Origin of the sequence: Streptomyces sp. NPDC048514 (genome assembly GCF_043199955.1) — a bacterium.
GTDB lineage: Bacteria > Actinomycetota > Actinomycetes > Streptomycetales > Streptomycetaceae > Streptomyces.
In genome coordinates, this window is the sequence record NZ_JBICWT010000001.1 from 277,718 (window position 1) to 298,249 (window position 20,532).

Genomic DNA, 20,532 nt, shown 5'->3' on the forward strand with positions numbered 1-20,532 from the left:
GGAAGCGGCCATGATGGGACCAGCACACTCACTCTCCGGGGCCGCGGCCTGGCTGGGCGTGGGGGCAGCAGCCGCCGCGGCCGGGCACCCGATGCCCTGGCCGGTCCTCCTGGTCGGCTCCCTGATCTGCGCCGGCGCCGCCCTCGCCCCGGACCTGGACCACAAGGCCGCCACCATCTCCCGCGCCTTCGGGCCGATCTCCCGCTGGATCTGCGAGATCGTCGACAAGCTGTCGTACGCCGTCTACAAGGCGACCAGGAAGCAGGGCGACCCGCGCAGGTCCGGAGGTCACCGGACCCTGACGCACACCTGGCTGTGGGCGGTCGTGATCGGTGCCGGCTGCTCCGGGGCGGCGATCTCCGGCGGTCGCTGGGCGGTGCTGGCGATCTTGTTCGTGCACATGGTGCTCGCGATCGAGGGCCTGCTGTGGCGGGCGGCGCGCGGCTCCAGCAGCGACGTGCTGGTATGGCTGCTGGCGGCGACCAGCGCGTGGATCCTCGCAGGGGTGCTGGACAAGCCGGGCAACGGCTCGGACTGGCTGTTCACGGCGCCCGGACAGGAGTACCTGTGGCTGGGGCTGCCGGTCGTGCTCGGTGCGCTGGTGCACGACATCGGGGACGCGCTGACCGTGTCCGGCTGCCCGATCCTGTGGCCGATCCCGGTGGGCCGCAAGCGCTGGTACGCGCTGGGGCCGCCGAAGCCGATGCGGTTCCGGGCCGGCAGCTGGGTGGAGCTGAAGGTGCTGATGCCGGTGTTCATGCTGGCCGGGGGCGTGGGCTGCGCGGCGGCGCTCAACGTGATCTGAGCCGGCCCGCCCGCTCGGACCGGGGCGCGTCGCCCGCCCGGGGCATGTCCCGCCCGGCGCTCGCACCCTCCTGCCGGGCGCTCGACCCGCTTTGCCAGGCACCCGCCGCCCTGCCCGGTGCCGGCCCCGTCCAGCCCGGCCCCGTCCTGCCCCGCACCCCTCCTGCACGGCACCCGTCGGGCCCGGCACCCGCCACGCTTCGGCGCGGGGCGGGGCGGGGCGGGGCGGGGCCTAGGGGCTGGCGTCAGGTCGTCTCGCCCGCATCCGTCCCGCTGTAACGGCGCTCGAAGCGGGCGACGCGGCCCTCGGTGTCCACCGTGCGGGCCTTGCCGGTGTAGAAGGGGTGGCTCTCGGAAGAGATCTCCACCTCGATCACCGGATAGCTCTGGCCGTCGTCCCACTCGATGGTCTGGTCGCTCCGCGCGGTGGACCGGGTGAGGAACGCGTAGCCCGCGGCGCGGTCACGGAAGACCACGGGGTGGTAGTCGGGGTGCTTGTCCTGCTGCATGGCGGCTCCTCACGCACGGTGGTCGGGCAGGGGCGGGCGGGTCAGCCGGAGAGGAAGTCCTCGTCGACGATGTGCACCGCTGCCTCCTCCGCGGCGGCCGCGGCCCCGTCGATGCCGACGTCGGTGGCGACGAGTGCGGCCTCCTCGTCCTCGTGTGCCCCCTCGTCGGGAGCCACCAGCCGGCCGGAGCGGAGATTGCCGACCTCGTTGTCGAGGAGTTCGCCGTCGGTGCCGTCGCAGTCGCCGATACCGTCGCCGGCGAGCGGAACCGCCTCGGGCAGCTCTTCGGCGAGCCGCTGGTCGAGGGACTCGCCCGCCTGCCGTTCGGCCGCCGTCACGCCGACGTGATCCACCGCCCACGGCCGTTCGGGAGGGGACCAGCCGCGGTCGAGGGGGTCGGTGACGCCGTCGAAGTCCAGCGTGTCCTCGACGTCGAGCACTCCCGAGTCTTCCGCGATCTCCGAGGGATCGGGCTGGTAGACGTCGTCCCCCCAACCGTCGGAGCTGTCCACGAGTACCTCCAGGTGATGAGGACGGCCGCGTACCGCCGGGGCGGGCTGCGGGCCGTAGGCGCATCCAGCGCGGGCAGGCCGGGCGAGCCGATCGGTCCGCCGGTGTTTCCCACGCCGGTGCCCCTCTCCAGATTTCCACCCCGGCTCGGGACCGCGCAACGGCACGCGCCCCGGCCGCGCTCCGCACCGGTGCCCTGCGGCCCTGCGTGGCGGTGCGAGTCGGTGCGAGTCGGTGCCCTGGAGTCCGGCGTGGCGGTGCCTGTTCTCCGCCCTGGAGTCCGGCGTTGCGGTGCCTGTTCTCCGCCCTGGAGTCCGGCGTTGCGGTGCCTGTTCCCCGCCCCGGGGCCCGCGTGGGCGGTGCGGGTCCGAGCCGCGGAGCCCTGCGTGGTGGTGTGTCCGGCGTGCCCGTACCCGCCGTGAGGGCCTCCGCGTACCGCCCCGGGCACCGGTTGTGTCCGGGGCGGCCCGTTCAGCCGTGCCAGGAGCGCCACAGCGCCGCGTAGGCGCCGTCCGCCGCCACCAGCTCGTCGTGACTGCCCAGCTCGCTGATGCGGCCGCTCTCCACCACGGCGATCACGTCGGCGTCATGCGCGGTGTGCAGGCGGTGGGCGATGGCGACCACGGTGCGGCCTTCCAGCACCCGGGCCAGGGAACGCTCCAGGTGCCGTGCCGCGCGCGGGTCGAGCAGCGAGGTCGCCTCGTCCAGGACCAGCGTGTGCGGATCGGCCAGCACCAGCCGGGCCAGCGCGATCTGCTGAGCCTGCGCCGGGGTCAGCGCGAGGCCGCCGGAGCCGACCTCGGTGTCCAGGCCGTCGTCCAGCGCCCGCGCCCAGGCGCCGGCGTCGACCGCCCCCAGGGCCGCCCACAGGTCGGCGTCCGTGGCGCCGGCCCGGGCCAGCAGGAGGTTGTCGCGCAGCGAGCCCACGAACACGTGGTGCTCCTGGTTGACCAGGGCGACGTGCGAGCGGACGCGTTCGGCCGGCATCCGGGACAGCTCCGCCCCGCCCAGGGTGATCCGGCCGTACCGGGGAGCGTAGATGCCGGCGAGCAGCCTGCCCAGGGTGGACTTGCCCGCCCCGGACGGGCCCACCAGGGCCAGCCGGGTGCCGGGCGCGACGTCCAGGGAGACCTTGCGCAGCACGTCGACACCCTCGCGGTAGCCGAAGTGCACCCGGTCGGCGCGCACGTCCCGCCCCTCAGGGGCCAGCGAGCCGTCCCCGGCGTCCGGCTCGACCTCCCGCACGCCGACCAGCCGGGCCAGCGAGACCTGGGCCACCTGCACCTCGTCGTACCAGCGCAGGATGAGGTTCACCGGGTCGACGAGCATCTGCGCGACCAGGGCGCCCGTGGTCAGCTGCCCCACCCCGATCCAGCCCCGCAGGACGAACACCCCGCCGACCATCAGGACCGAACCGAGCACGAGGACGTGGACGGCGTTGATCACCGGGAAGAGCACGGACCGCAGCCAGAGGGTGTAGCGCTCCCAGGCCGTCCACTCCTTGATCCGCCGTTCCGACAGTGCGATGCGGCGGGCGCCGAGGCGGTGCGCCTCGACGGTGTGGCCCGCGTCCACGGTCTCGGCGAGCGCGGCGGCCACGGCGGCGTACCCGGCGGACTCGGAGCGATAGCCCGAGGGCGCCCGCCTGAAGTACCAGCGGCATCCGGCCACCAGCACGGGCACGGCGATCAGGACGGCCGCCGCCAGCGGCGGGGCCGTCACGACGAGTCCACCGAGCAGCAGCAGGGCCCATACGACACCGATCGCCAGCTGCGGTACGGCCTCGCGCATGGCGTTGGCCAGGCGGTCGATGTCCGTGGTGATGCGGGAGAGCAGGTCGCCGGTGCCCGCTCGCTCCAGCACGCCCGGCGGGAGCCCGACCGAGCGGACGAGGAAGTCCTCGCGCAGGTCGGCGAGCATCCGTTCGCCGAGCATGGCGCCGCGCAGCCGAACCTGCCGGACGAACAGGGCCTGCACGGCCAGGGCGAGCACGAACACCCCTGAGATCAGGCCGAGATGAAGGTCCTGCGCCCCGTCCGACACCCGCTCGACCAGGTCGCCGAGGAGGTACGGGCCCACCATGGAGGTGACCACGGCCACCGTGTTGACCGCGATGAGCAGCAGAAAGGCGCGACGGTGCCGGCGGAACAGTTCGGCGACGTAGTCGCGTACGGTCGCGGCCGTGCCGACGGGCAGGGTGGTGGCGGTCGTCGGGGCCGCCGGGTCGTACGCTGGCGGCGCAACGCCGATCATGCGCTCTCCTCGATCTCTTCCAATTCACCGAGGGCGCCCAGCACGGCGTCCTCGCCGGACAGGTCCGCGACCATGCCGGTGACGGGCGGCTCCTCGCCGGTCTCGCGCGTCACCACGGCCCGGTATAGCGCTTCGGCGTCGAGCAGTTCACGGTGCACGCCGGTGGCCACGACCTCGCCCCCGTGCACCAGGGCCACCCGGTCCGCCCGGTCGAGCAGCAGCGGCGAGGAGGTGAACACCACCGTCGTCCGCCCCGAGCGCAGCCGGCGCAGTCCCTCCGCGATGCGGGCCTCGGTGTGCGAGTCGACCGCGGAGGTCGGCTCGTCCAGCACCAGTACCTCCGGGTCGGTGATCAACGACCGGGCCAGGGCGAGCCGCTGGCGCTGGCCTCCGGAGAGGGAACGCCCGCGCTCGGTGATGCGGGCGTCCAGCGGGTCGGTGGCGTCCACCGATCCCTGGACGAGCGCGTCCAGGACGTCCTCGCACTGCGCGGCCGCCAGCGCGTCCGCGGCCCGCACGGCACCGGAGGCGGGCACGTCGAGCAGCTCGCGCAAGGTGCCGGAGAGCAGCACCGGGTCCTTGTCCTGGACGAGGACGGCGGCCCGGGCGATTTCCAGGGGCAGTTCGTCCAGGGGCACCCCGCCGAGCAGCACCGAGTGGCCCGGCTCGGCGGGGTGGCCGCCCAGCCGCTCGGCGAGCCTGCCCGCCGCGTCCGGGTCGCCGCAGACCACGGCGGTGAACCGGCCGGTGGCGGCGAGCAGACCGGTGCCGGGGTCGTACAGGTCACCGGCCGGTACCCCGGCGGCGCGGATGCCGTCGGTGACCGTGGTCCGCTGCAGCGACAGCACGCGCGCGGCCCGTTCGGCCGAGGGCCGGGAGAAGGAGTAGGCCATCGCGATCTCTTCGAAATGGCGCAACGGGTAGTTCAGGATCATCACCGCGCTGTACACGGTGACGAGTTCGCCGACCGTGATCCGGCCCTGGCGGGCCAGGTGGACGCCGTGCCAGACGACCGCGATCAGCAGCAGCCCGGGCAGCAGCACCTGGACGGCTGAGATCAGCGACCACATCCGGGCACTGCGCACGGCGGCGTGCCGTACCTCCTGCGAGGCCCGGCGGTAGCGGTCGAGGAACAGGTCCTCGCCGCCGATGCCGCGCAGTACGCGCAGCCCGGCGACCGTGTCCGAGGCCAGTTCGGTGGCGCGGCCCGCCTTCTCGCGCTGCGCGTCGGCACGGCGGGTGGCGCGGGGCAGCAGCGGAAGTACGGCGAGTGCCACGACGGGAAGTCCGACGGCGACCACCACGCCCAAGGCGGGCTGATAGACGAGCAGGCCGGCCCCGACCATGACGACGGTCAGCGCGGCCGCGGTGAACCGGGAGAGCCCTTCGACGAACCAGCCGATCTTCTCCACGTCACCGGTGGACACGGCCACCACCTCACCGGCCGCGACCCGCCGGGTCAGCGTGGAGCCCAGCCCGGCGGCCTTGCGGGCCAGCAGTTGCTGGAGGCGGGCGGCGGCGGTGATCCAGTTGGTGACGGCGGCCCGGTGCAGGAAGGTGTCGCCGACGGCGACACCCGTGCCGCACAGCAGCAGGAGACCACCCGTCAGGGCGAGCCGGGTGCCGGAGCGGTCGACGACCGCCTGGACGGCGAGGCCGATGCAGAAGGGCAGAGCGGAGACGGAGACGAAGTGCAGCAGGCCCCAGACGAGGGCCTTCAGCTGCCCGCCCGTCTGATTGCGCCAGAGCCACCACAGCAGGCGGGGACCCGAACGGGCGTCGGGCACGCCCGGATCGGAGTACGGAAGGTCTTGAATCTGCATGACGTCCCAGTGGCTCGTGTCAGAGGGGGAGGGATAACGGCGGTGAGCGGCAGCAAGCCGTGAAAGGTTCGCGTCGCGGAGGGGTCGATTTCAAACGGTTTTCCCGGGCATCCCGCCCTGTCCACCGACTTCCGGCCACGGAGGCGGGCCGCGGCCGCGGGGCCGCTTCCGGGCGGGTGCCGGCCATCCGGCGGATCGGTCTGTGGCGCCGCGGAAGATCACCGGACGCGCCCCGGGCTCCGCGGGCCGGGACCGTTCACGGCAAGGGCGTGAACGCACCGGCCCCCGAGGGCGTGAACCCAGCGGCGCGTGAAGGCTGTGACTCACCGGGCCGCGAGGTCGTGAACTCAGCGGCGCGTGAAGGCTGTGACTTACCGGCCCGCGAGGTCGTGAACTCAGCGGCGTGGAGGCTGTGACTCACCGGCCCGCGAGGTCGTGAACTCAGCGGCGTGAAGGCTGTGACTCACCGGCCCCGCCGGGCCGCCGTTCCACCGGGACGGACACGCGCGTGCGCTCCCGGACGACCTGGGGCGTGACACAGGGGCCGCGGCGCGGGCGCCGGGGCACACGGACCACCCGAGCGGCCCCGTCCCGCGTCGGCCTCTGCGAGGAGGCCGGGAATCGCCCGCGATCCGGCTCACCCCGGTCCGCGCCCCGACCGTCGTGACGGGGGACGGGCGCGGCAGGAAAGATCCGGAGGGATCGGCGGGGCGAGGTCGGCGTGGGAGGCACGAGGGACCGGCCCACATCCGGCCGAGGACAACCGTCCGTCCGAGTGGAACCGTCCGGCCGAGGACATCGGTCCGGCCGAGTGCAACCGTCCGTCCGAGTGCAACCGTCCGCCCGAGCAGGACCGTCCGGCGGCCGAGTGGGACCGGGCGGTGGGGAGGCCGAACCGGGACCGGGGGTCGGGAGGCCGAACCGGGACCGGGCGGTCGTCGGACGGGGCCGGCGGCCGGGTCGGGGCCTGTCGGCCGTCGGCTAGCCCCCGGCCGGGGGGTTCTCGTTCGCCGCGGGAGCTCCGGCCACGGCGGGTGCGGCCAGCACGTCCACGTCGCTCGCCCGGACGTAGGCGAGCCGGTGGCCGAACTGGATCTCGTAGTAGCCCTCCTGGCCCTTGATCACGGGCTCGGGGGTGTCGGCGAAGAACGACCTGTCGACGTACGAACCGCCCACGCGGTCCTGGGTCACGTACCGCTGGCCCGCCGTGAAGCGGTAGGGGAGCGGCGAATCGCTCGGCTCCTCCACGTCCTCGGGATAGGCGTCCGGTTCCGGGAGGGCACGCCCGTACACCGGGATCTCGTCCAGGCCCTCCTTCGGCGTCACCATCCGGCCCGCGGCGCCGACCGCCGTCAGGTGCTTCTTCGGGTTCTTGAACCAGGCCCTGTTCCCCTGGAACCAGATCGCCGTCCAGTCGCCGCTGCGCCCGGCGACGGCGAAGGTCTGACCGGCGGAGACGCGCGACCCCAGGTCGTTGACGTCCACCGTGGAGGGGTCGCCGTCCGGCTTGCGGCCCGGGTCCTGGATCAGCGGGGCGTTCTCGTCCGGTGCCGTGTAGAGGCGTACGGCGCTGGAGCCGTGCGCGGGACACGGCCGGCCGCTGCCGGTGCATCCCGTGAACGACGGCTTGTGCGTGGAGTAGTCCGGCAGGATCGTCACCATGTCGCTGTTCGGGCCGGCCGTGGCCCGCAGCGGCGCGCCGAGCAGGTCGAAGTAGTGCCGCCAGTCCCAGAACGGCCCGGGGTCGTCGTGCATGTCGGGGATGCTGTCGGCGGTCGGTGACGGCACGTTGTCGTGGCCGAAGATGTGCTGCCGGTCGAGCGGGACGCCGTAACGTTTCGCCAGGTATCGCACCAGGCGGGCCGAGGACTGGTACATCCGTTCCGTGTACCAGGTGCCGGGGTGGGTGAGGAAGCCCTCGTGCTCGATGCCGATCGAGCGGGCGTTCACGAACTGGCTGCCGGAGTGCCAGGCCTCGTCCTTGGTCTTGACGTGCTGGGTGATGTGACCGTCACTGGAGCGGATCGAGTAGTGCCACGAGGCCTCCGTCGGATCCAGCACCGTGTCGAACATGCGGGGCAGCTTCGCCTCGGTGTCGTGGATGACGATGTACTCGATCTTCTGGTCGCTGGGCCGGTCGGCGAGGTCGTGGTTGCCGTACGCCCCGTCGTCGTCGATCTGCTCGTACGGCGCGCTGAGCCAGTCGCAGGACACCTCAGCGGGGCACTCGACCTCCTTTGACCGGCGTGCCGGCTGCGGAGCGGCGATGCGCGGGCGTACCCCGGGGCTGGCGGCGAGGGCGACGTGCTGTCCCTCGGCGGTGGTACGCCGCGCCCCCTTGCGGATGACGTCGAAGACGTCGTTCGCGTACGTCGCCGCCGTCGTGAGGTCAGCGGTGCCCGGATAGCGCTTCACCGCCTCCCACCAGTCCGCCGGGTTGTCGCTCAAGGGCTTGCCGAGCTGTCGCTGCAGGGCCGCCAGAAGTGCGGTGCCGCCCCGGACGTTGGCGACGGCGTCCGTGCGCAGACGCACGGCCGGGACCTCGATCAGCTGCGCGGCACGCTCCAGATCCGCCGGCTGCACGGCGTGGTCGACAGTGGCTTCGTCCTGCGGCGGCGGAGCGGCCTTCTCCTTGCCCTTGCGCGGCCGGGTGTCGAGGTCGGGCGGGGTCAGCGGCCCGGCCGCCGCTGCCGGTGGGCGCAGCCGGGCGGTGTCCAGCAGGTGCATCGGCCCGTAGCCGCCGGCGACGCTGGGGGCACCCGGATGGGCGTCCCAGCGCGTCTGCACGTAGGACACGCTCATCACCACGCTGCGCGGCACGTGGTACTCGCGGGCGGCGTCCTCGAAGGCATCCTGCAGCCGCTGCTCCGGTGATCCGTCCTCGCCGGACATCGGGATGAGCAGCAGCGGTGCCAGCACCGCCGCCGACGCGATCACGCAAGCCGTTCGGCGGTACCCGCGGAGGGCGTTGGGAACACGTGGGGTGGCCGGTCTTCTCATTGCACGGTTCTCCAGACATGCTCGTCACCACCAGGACAAGGCAGTTGTCCCGGACGCCACCCCTGGTACGTTTCCGTGCTTGGCGCGCCACGTCGCGCCAAGGGTCACCGGGGTGGCCGAGCGATCGGGCAGAGGCCACTCGGTCGGCGGCGTGCGGCTCAGTCCTCGACCGGGTCCACCTGCCAGTCGGGATGACCGGGCATGGGCGGGGTGTCCGGCCCGTACAGCCACGGGGTCAGAAAGGGTCTCAGATCCTCGCCCGCGACCTGGGACGCCAGCGCGACGAAGTCCCGGGTGCCGGCCGCCCGGCCCCGGTACTTCGTCACCCAGGACCGCTCGATCCGGTCGAAGGTCTCGGCGCCGACCTTCTCCCGCAGCGCGTAGAGCACCAGGGCCGAGCCGTCGTAGCGCATCACCTTGAACAGCGTCGGCTCCGTGGGCTCGGCGGGCGCTCCCTCGTCGTGCCGCCACTGGTCGTGCTGCTCGTACGCCGCCCGCATCGCCGACTCCAGGCCGACACCGCCGTGCTCGTCGGAGTACAGGCGCTCGTAGAAACGGGCGTGACCCTCGCTCAGCCACAGGTCGGACCAGCGCCGGATGGCCACGCTGTCACCCGTCCAATGGTGTGTCAGCTCGTGCACCAGATTGCGTTCGGCGTCCACCCGGTCGCCCAGCAGGTCCTCCTTCGGCACCACGGACAGCGACTGCGTCTCCAGTGCCACGGGCAGCTCGGTGTCGCCGACCAGCACGCCGTAGCGGCGGAACGGATAGGGGCCGAGCCGCCGTTCCAGCCAGGTCAGGTGCTCCGGGGTGAGTGAGCGGTAGGCCTCGGTGTCCTCGACCAGATCCTCGGCGACCACGTCCCGTACGGGTAGCCCGTGCGGACCGGTGCCGTCGAGGAACGCGAACCGGCCGATCGCCAGCTGGACCAGCTGTGCGGCGATCGGCTGCTCGGAGTCGTAGGTCCAGCGGGTGCGTCCGTCGGGTCGCCGGGCACGGTCGACGAGCCGGCCGTTGGCGACCGCGCCGAGTCCCGCAGGGGTGGTGATGCGGAAGGTCACCGGGGCCCGCAGGCTCGGGTGGTCGTTCGCCGGGAAGATCATTTTCGCGCCGTCGGGCTGTGCGCAGACCACGGTCCCGTCGGACGTGGGTACCCAGCCGTAGTCCTGGATCGCGTCGTCGCGGTGCCGGCGCTGCGCCGGATCGGCGGTGTAGTCCACGCGCACGGTGAACGCGCCGCCACGGGAGATCGGTTTCGCTGGGGTGACGACGAGTTCGTCGCCGTCGCGTACGGCTCGGGCCGGCACGCCGTCGACCGTGACCCGGTGCAGTGCGTTGCCGGCGAAGTCCAGGTCGAAGCGGGACAGGGCCTGGGTCGCGGTGGCGCTGATCACGGCGTCCGCGGCGAAGGGTGTCCGGGGTGCCCGCCAGTCGAAGTCGAGCGTGTAGCGGCGGATCGTATAGCCGCCGTTGCCCGCGAGCGGCATCAGCGGGTCGCCGATGCCCGGCGCGCCGGGCGCGGGGGCCGGGCCGGACGAGGCCGGGTCCACCGCGGCCGTGCCCGAGGAGGCGGCCGGGCCGGGTGCGGGCGAGCGGTGGGATCCGTGCGGGAGCACGCCGGCGAGAACGGCCGCACCGGCGACCGTGCCGGTCCCGGCGAGGACGAGGGCCAGTGCAGCGCGACGGGTGCGCAGGAGGCGACGGGCACGCAGGAGGTGCCGGGTGTGCAGGAGCTGACGTGCAGGCAGGAGGTGACGAGCGTGCAGGAGGTGTCGGGTGTGCAGGAGGTGGCGAGCGTGCAGGAGGTGGCGAGCGCGGAGGAGGTGACGGGGACGCACCTGCCGGGGATCTCGGTGTGCCGATCGCCTGAGCGACACCTTGGTGATCTCCATGGCGGAACTATGTCAGCATGATGTGCTTATAGGACTGAATGCGACGTTGCCGCGCGCCCGCATGGGGTAATGCCGTGCCGACCGCAGTGTTGTCGTTCCCCCGCCCGGGGCAATGCCGTGCCGACCGCCGTGTTGTCGTTTCCTCGCGCGGGATGATGCCGTGCCGACCGCCGTGTTGTCGCGTGCCTGCGCGGGGCGGGGCGGACCTGTATGCCGCCTGCGCCTCGAGTCGCCGCGCGTCGGTGCGGGGTGGCCGTCCTGGATGCGGTGCTGTCGCACGTCCGTGCGGGGCGATGCGGCCGTTGGTCCTGCGGTCCGGATCACGCCGCGCGCTTCGGCCGGTCTGCCCGTTGCGGACGGCGGCCGGCACGCCGTAGAACACCGGCCATGAGAAGACGGATCGTCATGTCCATGCTCGCCGGGGCGGCCCTCCTGGCGGGCACGCTCTTCGGCGCCGGAACCCCTGCCGCGCGCGCGGCGGACGCCCCCGCCGAGTTCGGCTCCGACTGGCACGACCCGGTGACCGCGGCACCGCCGCCCGACCGGCCGCACACCCGGTCCTGCCAGGTCACGCTCGCCGACACCCGCTTCCGCGACTTCACCCCGTACCGGGGCACGTACGCCCCGCCCAAGGGCTGCGGCGACCGCTGGAGCAAGGTGGTCCTGCGCCTGGACGGCAAGGTCAAGGGCCGCCAGTACGACCGGCTCGGCTATCTGCACGTCGGCGGGGTCGAGATCCTGCGCACGTCCACACCGGAGCCCTCGCCCGACGGCATCGAGTGGCACGTCGAGAAGGACGTCACCCGGTACAGCGACACCTTCCGCGGCGCACGGGACGTCGAGATGCTCATCGGCAACGTCGTCGACGACACCTACACCGGGGTCATCGACGTGCACGTCACCCTGACCTTCTACGCGGGCCGTCCCGAGAGTCCCGGGCCCGACCGCGTCCTCACCCTCGCCGACACGCCCGAGGGCACCACCCTCACCACCCCGCGCAACAGCGAGCGGATCGTCGCCGAGGTGTACGCGACCGGATCGGGCGGCGGCTGCGAGGAGTTCTGGTACCTGACCGTGGCCGACCCGGCGGCCTACTCCTGCAAGGCCGACCACGGGCCCTACCGCGAGGTGCAGATCAAGGTCGACGGCCGACTGGCCGGCATCGCCGCGCCGTTCCCGAACGTCTGGACCGGCGGCTGGTCGAACCCCTTCCTCTGGTACGTGCTCCCGGCGCCCCGCGCCTTCGACGTACGGCCGATCGAGTACGACCTGACGCCCTTCGCCGGCCTTCTCGACGACGGCCGCCCGCACCGCGTCGAGGTCTCCGTCGCCGGCGTGCCCGCGGGCCAGTCCGGCTGGAGCACACCGGTGAACGTACTGGTCTGGCGGGACGCGCACCGGACGCACCTCAGCGGCGCACTGACCGCGCACAGCGCGACGGACGTCGCGAACTCCTCCACCCTCACGCCCGGTTCGGTCAACCGCGTGGACACCGAGGCCGGGCACCGGCTCACCGTCTCCGGTTACCTCGACACCTCGCACGGCCGAGTGACCACCACCGTCAGCCGGACACTCGCCCACACCTCCGCACACCGCTGGACCGACGGCGAGACCATGGACGGGCTCGACGCGACCTGGACCGACGACGAGACCGTCACCGTCGGCGGACACGGCCCCGCGCGGACGGCCCGCACGCACCGGACGTACACGATGAACGGCGCCACGACCATCGGCTCGGACGGCCGGCTGCGCACCGCGCTGATCCTCGGCGACCGAGCCTCGGTCGTGGAGCGGCGCGACGGCCGGCGCACCGTGTGGTCCCGGTTCGACGACACCTACCGCGGCGATGCGGCGTACGCACTCGACGTGCCGCGCGACCAGCGGCACGCGGTGGGCACTTCGACCGAGCGCTATCGGCTCCACGGCTCCGAGGGGTGCTACGACCACACGCTGACCACGGCCCAGGGAACGCTGACGCAGGATCGCCAGCGCTGCTGATCCGCGGGAACGGGGCCGGTCGGCCGGGGTGGGGCCGTGGCGTGGGCCCCCGTCGTTCAGTGGCGGTCGGGTGGCCCCCGGCCGTTCAGCGGCGCTTGGGTGGGCCCCGGCCGCTCAGCAGCGCTTGGGTGGGTCCCCGTCGATCAGCGTGTCCAGCAGCACGCCGAGTACCTGGCGTTCCTTCTCCGTCAGGGGCGCGAGTATCTCCTCGGCCGCCGAGCGGCGGGCGCCGCGCACCTCGGCCAGGGTCGAGCGCCCGTCGTCCGTCAGCTCGATCCGGGTCACGCGCCGGTTCGCCGGGTCGGGCACCCGCCGCACCTTGCCGTTCGCCTCCAAGCCGTCCACCAGTGTCGTCACCGCACGGGGCACGACCTCCAGGTGCTCGGCGAGGTCGGCCATGCGCGGAGGAGAACCGTAGTGCGCGAGGGTGCGCAGCAGCCGGGACTGCGCCGGGGTGACACCCAGGTCACGCTGTTGCAGATGGCGCTTCTGGATCCTGTGCACCCGGCGGGTCAGCCGCAGCAACTGCTCGGCGAGCGGGCCGTCCGGATCGGGGGTGGTCATGCGGGAACAATATCAGGATGCCGTTCATTGTGAGTATAGGTAACAATGAGCTAAGATCCGTTCTGGCCTCGTCGGCCGGCCCCTGGCCGACGCCCGTCCCCCCGTAGGAGCCCATGAACCCCGACCGTGAATCTTCCTGGACCCCACCTGCCGATGCCGGCGCGCAGCCGCGGCAGGTGCGCCGCATCCTGCACCTCTTCCGTCCCTATCGCGGGCGGCTCGCGATCGTCGGCCTGCTGGTCGGTGCCTCCTCGCTGGTGTCGGTGGCCACGCCGTTCCTGCTGAAGGAGACCCTGGACGTCGCGATTCCGCAGGGCCGCACCGGCCTGCTGAGCCTGCTCGCGCTCGGCATGATCCTCAGCGCCGTCCTGGCCGGCGTCCTCGGCGTGCTGCAGACGCTGATCTCGACCACCGTCGGCCAGCGCGTCATGCACGACCTGCGCACAGCCGTCTACGGCCGGCTGCAGCGCATGTCTCTGGCCTTCTTCACCCGCACTCGCACCGGTGAGGTGCAGTCCCGCATCGCCAATGACATCGGCGGGATGCAGGCCACCGTCACCTCGACCGCCACCTCCCTGGTCTCCAACGCCACCAGCGTCGTCGCCACGATCACCGCCATGATCGCGCTCGACTGGCGGCTCACCATCGTCTCGCTGCTCCTGCTGCCGGTGTTCGTGTGGATCAGCCGCCGCGTCGGCAACGAACGCAAGAGAATCACCACCCAGCGGCAGAAGCAGATGGCCGCGATGGCCGCCACCGTCACCGAGTCGCTCTCCGTCAGCGGCATCCTGCTGGGCCGCACCATGGGCCGATCCGACTCCCTCACCTCGTCGTTCGCCGAGGAGTCCGAGCGCCTGGTCGACCTGGAAGTGAAGTCGAACATGGCGGGCCGCTGGCGTATGGCCGTGATCACGATGGTCATGGCGGCGATGCCCGCCGTCATCTACTGGACCGCGGGGCTGGCCCTCCGGGTCGGCGGACCCGAGGTCTCCCTCGGCACCATCGTCGCCTTCGTATCGCTCCAGCAGGGCCTGTTCCGCCCGGCCGTCAGCCTGCTCGCGACAGGCGTCCAGATCCAGGCCTCGCTCGCCCTCTTCCAGCGCATCTTCGAGTATCTGGACCTGCCCATCGACATCACCGAACGCGAACAGCCCATCCGCCTCGACCGGATCAAGGGCGAAGTCCGCTTCGAGGACGTGGAGTTCCGTTACGACGCCGACGGCGCGGCCGGACCGGTCCTCGACGGCGTCGACGTCACCGTGCCCGCCGGGGGCAGTCTCGCCGTCGTCGGCCCGACCGGGGCCGGCAAGTCCACGCTGGGCTGCCTGGTGCCCCGCCTCTACGACGTCACCGGCGGCCGCGTCACCCTGGACGGCGTGGACGTCCGCGACCTCGACTTCGACACCCTCGCCCGCGCGGTCGGCGTCGTCTCGCAGGAGACGTACCTCTTCCACGCCTCGGTCGCCGACAACCTGCGCTTCGCCAAGCCGGACGCCACCGACGAGGAACTGCGCGCGGCGGCCGAGGCGGCACAGATCCACGACCACATAGCCGCACTCCCCGACGGCTACGACACCGTCGTCGGTGAACGCGGCCACCGATTCTCCGGAGGTGAGAAACAGCGTCTGGCCATCGCCCGCACCATCCTGCGCGACCCGCCGGTCCTCATCCTCGACGAGGCCACCAGTGCGCTCGACACCCGCACGGAGGCCGCCGTCCAGGACGCCATAGACGCCCTGTCGGCCGACCGTACGACGCTCACCATCGCCCACCGGCTGTCCACCGTCCGCGGTGCCGACCAGATCGTGGTGCTGGACGCCGGGCGCGTTGCGGAGCGGGGGACGCACGAAGAACTGCTGGAGCTGGACGGCCGCTACGCGGCCCTGGTGCGCCGGGACGCGCAACTGGAACCGGCCGGCTGACGCAGCGATCGCCAAACTGAACATATGCCGGGTTTGCAGGGATATGCGTACTACCGTTCCCGCATGCAGACGAACACTCCGCCACGGAGCATGATCCGGCTGACCCGTCGAGGCAGACTCGCCTTCGTCGTGGCCGGCGCCGTCATGGTCGGCACCGCCGTGGCGGTGCCGCTGCTGATGCTGGGCACCGGTCACCAGGAGGTGAGGCCCGTCGCCCTGGTCATCCCGGCGGGCTGGCGCGCGAGCCAGGTGTACGACGCGGTCGACAAGGCCCTGAGTCTCCCTTCGGGCACCACCCGCAAGTCCATCGGCAAGGCCGGTCTGAAACTGCCGGGCGAGGCGGGGGGCAATCCGGAGGGCTATCTGTTCCCCGCGACGTATCGGCTGCAGAAGGGTGCGACGCCCGAGTCCCTGCTGCGGGCCATGGTCGCCACCGCGGAGAGGAAGTTCACCGCGGCGCCGGCCGCGGCCGGAGCGCCGCGCACCTCGATGAACCTCTACCAGGCGATCACCATCGCCAGCATCATCCAGGCCGAGGGCGTGAGGAAGGCGGACATGGGCAAGGTCGCCCGGGTCATCGTCAACCGGCTGGAGCGCGGTATGCCGTTGCAGATGGACTCGACCGTCAAGTACGCGCTCAACCGCGGCACCGGCCACACCAGCCAGGACGACATCAACGTCGAGAGCCCGTACAACTCCTACCAGCGCATGGGCCTGCCGCCGACGCCGATCGACAGTCCCGGCGAGGAGGCGATGCGCGCCGCCTTCAACCCGCCGCAGGGCAACTGGCTGTACTTCGTGACGGTCAAGCCCGGAGACACCCGCTTCACCGACGACTACGCGACCCACATGCGCAACGTGGCGGAGTTCAACGCGCTCCAGCAGGGCACGGCACAGAGTCAGAGCCCGCGGGAGTCTCCGGCCCCCTCGTAGCCCGCGGCCGGCTGAGCCGACAGGGCGTCAAGCGGCGACCTGCCGCCCCTCGGCCATCAGCCGCCCGATGTCCCGAACGGCCGCGCGACCGGCCCGGTTCGCGCCGATGGTGCTGGCCGACGGCCCGTAACCCACGAGGTGGACGCGCGGATCGGCCGCCGCGCGGGTGCCCTCGAGACGGATGCCGCCGCCCGGCTCGCGCAGTCGCAGCGGAGTGAGGTGGTCGAGCGCGGCCCGGAATCCGGTCGCCCACAAAATCACGTCCGCGTCCACGTGCCGGCCGTCGTTCCAGGCCACGCCGTCCGGGGTGATCCGGTCGAACATCGGCCGGCGGTCCAGGACACCGTCCGCGAGGCCCTGCCGTACGGCGTCGGTCAGTGGCAGTCCCGTGACCGCGACCACGCTGCGCGGGGGCAGCCCCCTGCGCACGCGCTCCTCCACCAGCGCGACCGCGGCCCGGCCGGCCTCCTGGTCGAACGGCCCTTCGCGGAACACCGGCGGCCGCCGGGTCACCCAAGTGGTCTCGGCCGCGTACGGGGCCAGCTCCAGCAGATGCTGGGTGCCCGAGGCGCCACCGCCGACGACCACGACCCGCAATCCGGCGAACTCCTCCGGGCCGGCGTACCGAGCGGTGTGCAACTGCCGTCCGCCGAAGGTCTCCTGGCCCGGGTAGCGCGGCCAGAACGGCCGGTCCCAGGTGCCGGTCGCATTGATCAGGCCCCGCGTCGACCAGACACCGTCCGAGGTCTCCACCCGCAGCCGCCCATCCTGGCCTTCGCGTACCGCCCGCACGTCCACGGGCCGCCGTACGCGCAGGTCGAAGGCGCGCTCGTACCGGTCGAAGTACTCGCGGATCACCTCCGCCGAGGGCCGGCCCGCATCGGCCTCCGTCAGCTCCATGCCGGGCAGCGAGTGCATCCCGTGCACCTTGCCGTAGGTCAGCGAAGGCCAGCGGAACTGCCAGGCGCCGCCCGGTCCGGGGGAGTGGTCCAGCACGACGAAGTCGCGGTCCGGCTCGAAACCGGTGCGCCGCAGGTGATAGGCGCTGGACAGACCGGCCTGACCAGCGCCGATGACGACCACCTCGACCTCGTGTGCTCCGTTCACGCCTCTCCCAACAGACGGCCGCGCACGGATCTTCCCGGCTCCCCGGCGCGCGCCGCACCACACGTGGCGGCGGCCCCGACGGACGCGTGCCGATCGACGCCGGCCGACGCCGATCGACGGTGCCCCGGTCAGCGGAGCACGGGTATCCGAGCCGGTCGTGCCGTCGGGTGTGAAATCCGGCGTATGGGTCAGGATGGGAGCATGTCAGATGCCCTCACCACTCGAATGCTGAGCGTCTCCACCGGGTCCCGGGAACGCGTCGTCGACCTCACCCAGGACTGCGAGGACTTCCTGCGGGAGGCGGCGGCCGGTCGCGACGGCCTCCTCAACATCTTCGTGCCGCACGCCACGGCGGGAATCGCCGTCATCGAGACCGGTGCCGGCAGCGACGACGACCTCCTCGCCGCCCTGCACACCCTGCTCCCCGCCGACGACCGCTGGCAGCACCGGCACGGCAGCCCCGGGCACGGCCGCGACCACGTCCTGCCGGCCTTCGTACCACCGCATGCCACCCTCCCGGTGATCGCCGGCCACCTGGAACTGGGCACCTGGCAGTCCGTGTGCCTGGTGGACACCAACAGGGACAACCCCGACCGCCGGGTGCGGCTGTCGTTCCTCGGGTAGTCGGCGGGCCGTCGACCCGGATAAGGCAAGCGTTCGACGATGACCGGTGGGCGGGGCCCCGGGGAAGGCGCCGGATGAGGTCTTCCACGCGTCGGCGGACTACAGTGCCCATCCTCACCTCAGAGGAACCGGGCGACCTGACCGGCGAAGACAGCGAGACCAAGTGGCAGCCGACTTCGACCGGTTGAGGTGAACGCCCCCAGGGGGGATCGGCGGCGCCGCGCCGCCGTGCCTCCGCCGAGGCCCCGGAGGGGAAAGGCTCTCTCTCCGCGCCCGTGCCTCGCGCCGGTACTCATCGACGCGCCCTGTACCGGGGGATACTGGACCGCCCTAGGCGGGGAACGACGAAAGGAACGCCGAGAACGATGCAGCACCTGGCCGCCGGGGCTCACGGACCGTCTCCGGCGATCGACGTCGTCTTCGCCGTGGGAGGAGTGGTCGCCCTGTGGTGCGGCCTCAGTTGGGCCTTCGATGTGCGCGGGATCACCACGCGCAGGGTCGAGCGGATGCGGCGCAGGAGCGAGGAGGCGTCGATGGCCATGGGCCGTCTCGGCGGGGCTCCGACCTTTTTCGCGACATCCGGGTACGTGCGGTTCCTGGGAAGCGTCATGGCGGGTGCGGGACTTCTCATGCTCACCGCGGCCTATGCGCTGTGGCATCTGAACTGAGCCTCCCGCGCGGTGCGGGAGCACGTCCGGTGGGCCGTCTTCCGCACCTGTTCGGCGGCCGTCGCGGGCGGCCTGGGCCCTGCTCCGCTCAGTTCCGCGGCGGTCCGTGGCGGCGGGAGGGCCCCGGTCCCGGCGCGGCCGGGAGCGGGGCAGGGATCAGGCCGAGTCGCTGGGCGCGTAGTACGGTGCCGACGCGGTCGCGGGTGCCCAGCTTGCGATAGACGTTCTCGACGTGTTTGTGCACCGTACGGACCGAGATACCGAGGCGGCGGCCGATGGTGTCGGCGGTGAGCGCCTCGGCGAGCAGCAGCAGGACCGTGGTCTCGCGAGGTGTCAACGCACAATCGGCCGCCCGCCGGTCCGGCGCCGCCCCCGGACCGAGCGACCGCCGCCACTCCTCCAGCAACTGCCGCTGCCGCTCGACGGCGGCCAGCAGTGGCTGCGCGCGCTCCGCCATGACGAGGTGGTCGTCGCTGAAGTCCGTACCGGATCGGTACACGAGGCACCCGGTGATCGGCGTCGTGCTCCCCGGCAGGGGTACGCCCAGCACGTGATCGACGTCCAGAACGGCACCGAGCAGGCGTGCCGTCCGGCTCTCCGGCCAGCGGCGGCCCGCCGCCCGGCGGGCGCTGACCGGGGTGCGGTCGCTTCCGGCCGCGTAACGCCGGGCGAAGGGGTAGCCCGCGCGGAACAGCCGCAGGTCCGCCTCGTCGAGCCGGTCCAGAGGAGCGGCGGCAGCGCCGGGCGTGATGCCGAAACCGCCCTCGTTCTCGGTCCAGTCGCCGAGTTTGTGGACGACCGCCTCGCCTCCGCACAGGCCGGCCAGTGCGTCGGCGACCAGCGGCCACAGCCGCGCGGGCTCCCGTTCGTGCAGCGCGGCCACGGCGACGGCCGTCATGCGCTCGTAAGCCCTGTCCAGCTCCACGTGTCCTCTCCGCTCGGCCTCCGACTCGTGTGCACGGCCTTCGCGCCCCGTACGTACCTCTACGCATACCCCTCTCGGCCCGGGCTTGGCACACTTCATCCGGGACACCGGCCTGCTCGGACGTATGCCGGGCGCGCGTCGACGTACGTCGGGCGCGCGTCGGGCCCATGTCGGACGGGCCGCCGGCACGGGGGAACGGCGGCCCGGCCGGTGTCACCCCACCCCGGGCCCTCGGCCTTCCTGCGCCCGCGCCTCTGCCGCCGGCGCCTCATGCCCGATGCGCCCGCGCCTCTGCCGCCGGCGCCTCATGCCCGATGCGCCCGCGCCCCTGCCGCCGGCGCCTCATGCCGCATGCGCCCGCGCCCCTGCCGCCCGCACCCCTGCGGCATGCACCCGTGCCGCCCGCGCCTCCTGCCTCCGTACCCGCCGGCCCGCGTGCTCCCCCACCCGGCGGGCCAGGTCTCACCGCTCACGACGCGACGCCCCCACCGCCTTGTGGTTCGGCGGCAGGGGCGTCGGCAGCGAGAGGCACCGTGGCGGCGCTCGGTGTCAGGGGCGCGACTTCTCGTCGCGCTCGGCGTTCTTCTTCTTGATCCGCGCGCCTTCCTTGCGAACCTCGGCCTGCGTGGCGCGCTCCTTCTCCAGCCACTCGGGCCGCTCCTGCTTGAGCGTCTCGATCTGCGCCGTGGTCAGCGGCTCGGTGACCCCGCCGCGCGCGAGACCGGCGATGGACACGCCCAGCTTCGCCGCGACCACGGGGCGCGGGTGCGGGCCGTTCTCCCGCAGCTCGCGCAGCCACTCCGGCGGATCGGCCTGCAGTTCGTTCAGCTCGGCGCGCGAGACCACACCCTCCTGGAAGGTGGCGGGGGTGGCGGGGAGATACACACCCAGCTTCTTCGCCGCGGTCGCGGGCTTCATCGTCTGGGTGCTCTGCTGCGAACTCATGAGGTCAAGGGTATCGGCCGCGTGCGGGCGGGCCGACCACGGCCGGTAGCCTGGC

16 protein-coding genes are annotated in these 20,532 nt (G+C 72.7%); 6 read left to right on the top strand and 10 right to left on the bottom strand.

From position 1 onward, the window contains the following. Window positions 1–10 precede the first annotated feature (10 nt). Complete coding sequence (locus ACGFT2_RS01185; RefSeq protein ID WP_393272197.1) at window positions 11–805, top strand: metal-dependent hydrolase; 795 nt, start codon at window positions 11–13, stop codon at window positions 803–805. 244 nt (window positions 806–1,049) lie between these two features. On the opposite strand, the gene ACGFT2_RS01190 is transcribed toward ACGFT2_RS01185, so the two are convergent. From ACGFT2_RS01190 to ACGFT2_RS01215, 6 genes are all read right to left on the bottom strand, one after another. Next, entirely contained in the window at window positions 1,050–1,313 is a 264-nt protein-coding gene (locus ACGFT2_RS01190; protein ID WP_393272199.1) for a type B 50S ribosomal protein L31, read from the bottom strand. Between the two features lie 41 nt (window positions 1,314–1,354). Beyond that, window positions 1,355–1,825, bottom strand: coding sequence for a DUF5709 domain-containing protein (locus ACGFT2_RS01195; RefSeq protein ID WP_393272201.1), 471 nt, complete (start codon window positions 1,823–1,825; stop codon window positions 1,355–1,357). Window positions 1,826–2,294: 469 nt separating this feature from the next. Further along, the gene (locus tag ACGFT2_RS01200) at window positions 2,295–4,076 is read right to left on the bottom strand and encodes an ABC transporter ATP-binding protein (RefSeq protein WP_393272203.1); all 1,782 of its coding nucleotides are present in this window, start codon (window positions 4,074–4,076) and stop codon (window positions 2,295–2,297) included. Then, entirely contained in the window at window positions 4,073–5,899 is a 1,827-nt protein-coding gene (locus ACGFT2_RS01205; protein ID WP_393272205.1) for an ABC transporter transmembrane domain-containing protein, read from the bottom strand. The genes ACGFT2_RS01200 and ACGFT2_RS01205 overlap by 4 nt, the downstream gene beginning before the upstream one ends. A gap of 981 nt (window positions 5,900–6,880) precedes the next feature. Further along, window positions 6,881–8,899, bottom strand: a complete 2,019-nt coding sequence (locus ACGFT2_RS01210) for an N-acetylmuramoyl-L-alanine amidase (RefSeq protein WP_393272206.1) — start codon at window positions 8,897–8,899, stop codon at window positions 6,881–6,883. A gap of 158 nt (window positions 8,900–9,057) precedes the next feature. Beyond that, window positions 9,058–10,791 (bottom strand): M1 family metallopeptidase, encoded by a 1,734-nt coding sequence (locus ACGFT2_RS01215; protein ID WP_393272209.1) that lies wholly within the window; start codon window positions 10,789–10,791, stop codon window positions 9,058–9,060. Between the two features lie 387 nt (window positions 10,792–11,178). Between ACGFT2_RS01215 and ACGFT2_RS01220 the strand changes: the two genes are divergently transcribed. Continuing rightward, the gene (locus ACGFT2_RS01220; RefSeq protein WP_393272211.1) at window positions 11,179–12,789 is read left to right on the top strand and encodes a peptide-N4-asparagine amidase; all 1,611 of its coding nucleotides are present in this window, start codon (window positions 11,179–11,181) and stop codon (window positions 12,787–12,789) included. A 114-nt stretch (window positions 12,790–12,903) separates the two neighbouring features. Here the strand turns inward: ACGFT2_RS01220 and ACGFT2_RS01225 are convergent, their stop codons facing one another. Next, window positions 12,904–13,353, bottom strand: a complete 450-nt coding sequence (locus ACGFT2_RS01225; RefSeq protein WP_393272213.1) for a MarR family winged helix-turn-helix transcriptional regulator — start codon at window positions 13,351–13,353, stop codon at window positions 12,904–12,906. Window positions 13,354–13,466: 113 nt separating this feature from the next. Between ACGFT2_RS01225 and ACGFT2_RS01230 the strand changes: the two genes are divergently transcribed. Together ACGFT2_RS01230 and mltG are read left to right on the top strand one after the other, a co-directional pair. Then, on the top strand, window positions 13,467–15,275 hold the full coding sequence (locus tag ACGFT2_RS01230) for an ABC transporter ATP-binding protein (protein WP_393272215.1): 1,809 nt from the start codon (window positions 13,467–13,469) through the stop codon (window positions 15,273–15,275). Window positions 15,276–15,338: 63 nt separating this feature from the next. Further along, the gene (gene mltG / locus ACGFT2_RS01235; protein ID WP_393272217.1) at window positions 15,339–16,208 is read left to right on the top strand and encodes an endolytic transglycosylase MltG; all 870 of its coding nucleotides are present in this window, start codon (window positions 15,339–15,341) and stop codon (window positions 16,206–16,208) included. A 27-nt stretch (window positions 16,209–16,235) separates the two neighbouring features. Here the strand turns inward: mltG and ACGFT2_RS01240 are convergent, their stop codons facing one another. Then, window positions 16,236–17,315, bottom strand: a complete 1,080-nt coding sequence (locus tag ACGFT2_RS01240) for an NAD(P)-binding domain-containing protein (protein WP_393272219.1) — start codon at window positions 17,313–17,315, stop codon at window positions 16,236–16,238. Window positions 17,316–17,516: 201 nt separating this feature from the next. Here ACGFT2_RS01240 and ACGFT2_RS01245 point away from each other — a divergent pair, with 201 nt between their 5' ends. After that, window positions 17,517–17,939: a YjbQ family protein gene (locus ACGFT2_RS01245; RefSeq protein ID WP_393272221.1), complete on the top strand. Its 423-nt coding sequence runs from the start codon at window positions 17,517–17,519 to the stop codon at window positions 17,937–17,939. Window positions 17,940–18,304: 365 nt separating this feature from the next. Then, a complete protein-coding gene (locus ACGFT2_RS01250; RefSeq protein WP_393272223.1) occupies window positions 18,305–18,607 on the top strand; it encodes a hypothetical protein in 303 nt (100 codons plus the stop codon). Window positions 18,608–18,695: 88 nt separating this feature from the next. On the opposite strand, the gene ACGFT2_RS01255 is transcribed toward ACGFT2_RS01250, so the two are convergent. Together ACGFT2_RS01255 and ACGFT2_RS01260 are read right to left on the bottom strand one after the other, a co-directional pair. After that, a complete protein-coding gene (locus ACGFT2_RS01255; protein ID WP_393272224.1) occupies window positions 18,696–19,532 on the bottom strand; it encodes a response regulator transcription factor in 837 nt (278 codons plus the stop codon). 549 nt (window positions 19,533–20,081) lie between these two features. Beyond that, a complete protein-coding gene (locus tag ACGFT2_RS01260; protein ID WP_393272227.1) occupies window positions 20,082–20,477 on the bottom strand; it encodes a DUF5997 family protein in 396 nt (131 codons plus the stop codon). Window positions 20,478–20,532 lie beyond the last annotated feature (55 nt).

Coding starts and splice junctions, on each gene's coding strand:
- ACGFT2_RS01185 (WP_393272197.1), top strand. CDS start 11: ATGATGGGACCAGCACACTCACTCTCCGGGGCCGCGGCCTGGCTGGGC.
- ACGFT2_RS01190 (WP_393272199.1), bottom strand. CDS start 1,313: ATGCAGCAGGACAAGCACCCCGACTACCACCCCGTGGTCTTCCGTGAC.
- ACGFT2_RS01200 (WP_393272203.1), bottom strand. CDS start 4,076: ATGATCGGCGTTGCGCCGCCAGCGTACGACCCGGCGGCCCCGACGACC.
- ACGFT2_RS01205 (WP_393272205.1), bottom strand. CDS start 5,899: ATGCAGATTCAAGACCTTCCGTACTCCGATCCGGGCGTGCCCGACGCC.
- ACGFT2_RS01210 (WP_393272206.1), bottom strand. CDS start 8,899: ATGAGAAGACCGGCCACCCCACGTGTTCCCAACGCCCTCCGCGGGTAC.
- ACGFT2_RS01215 (WP_393272209.1), bottom strand. CDS start 10,791: ATGGAGATCACCAAGGTGTCGCTCAGGCGATCGGCACACCGAGATCCC.
- ACGFT2_RS01220 (WP_393272211.1), top strand. CDS start 11,179: ATGAGAAGACGGATCGTCATGTCCATGCTCGCCGGGGCGGCCCTCCTG.
- ACGFT2_RS01225 (WP_393272213.1), bottom strand. CDS start 13,353: ATGACCACCCCCGATCCGGACGGCCCGCTCGCCGAGCAGTTGCTGCGG.
- ACGFT2_RS01230 (WP_393272215.1), top strand. CDS start 13,467: ATGAACCCCGACCGTGAATCTTCCTGGACCCCACCTGCCGATGCCGGC.
- mltG (WP_393272217.1), top strand. CDS start 15,339: ATGCAGACGAACACTCCGCCACGGAGCATGATCCGGCTGACCCGTCGA.
- ACGFT2_RS01245 (WP_393272221.1), top strand. CDS start 17,517: ATGTCAGATGCCCTCACCACTCGAATGCTGAGCGTCTCCACCGGGTCC.
- ACGFT2_RS01250 (WP_393272223.1), top strand. CDS start 18,305: ATGCAGCACCTGGCCGCCGGGGCTCACGGACCGTCTCCGGCGATCGAC.
- ACGFT2_RS01260 (WP_393272227.1), bottom strand. CDS start 20,477: ATGAGTTCGCAGCAGAGCACCCAGACGATGAAGCCCGCGACCGCGGCG.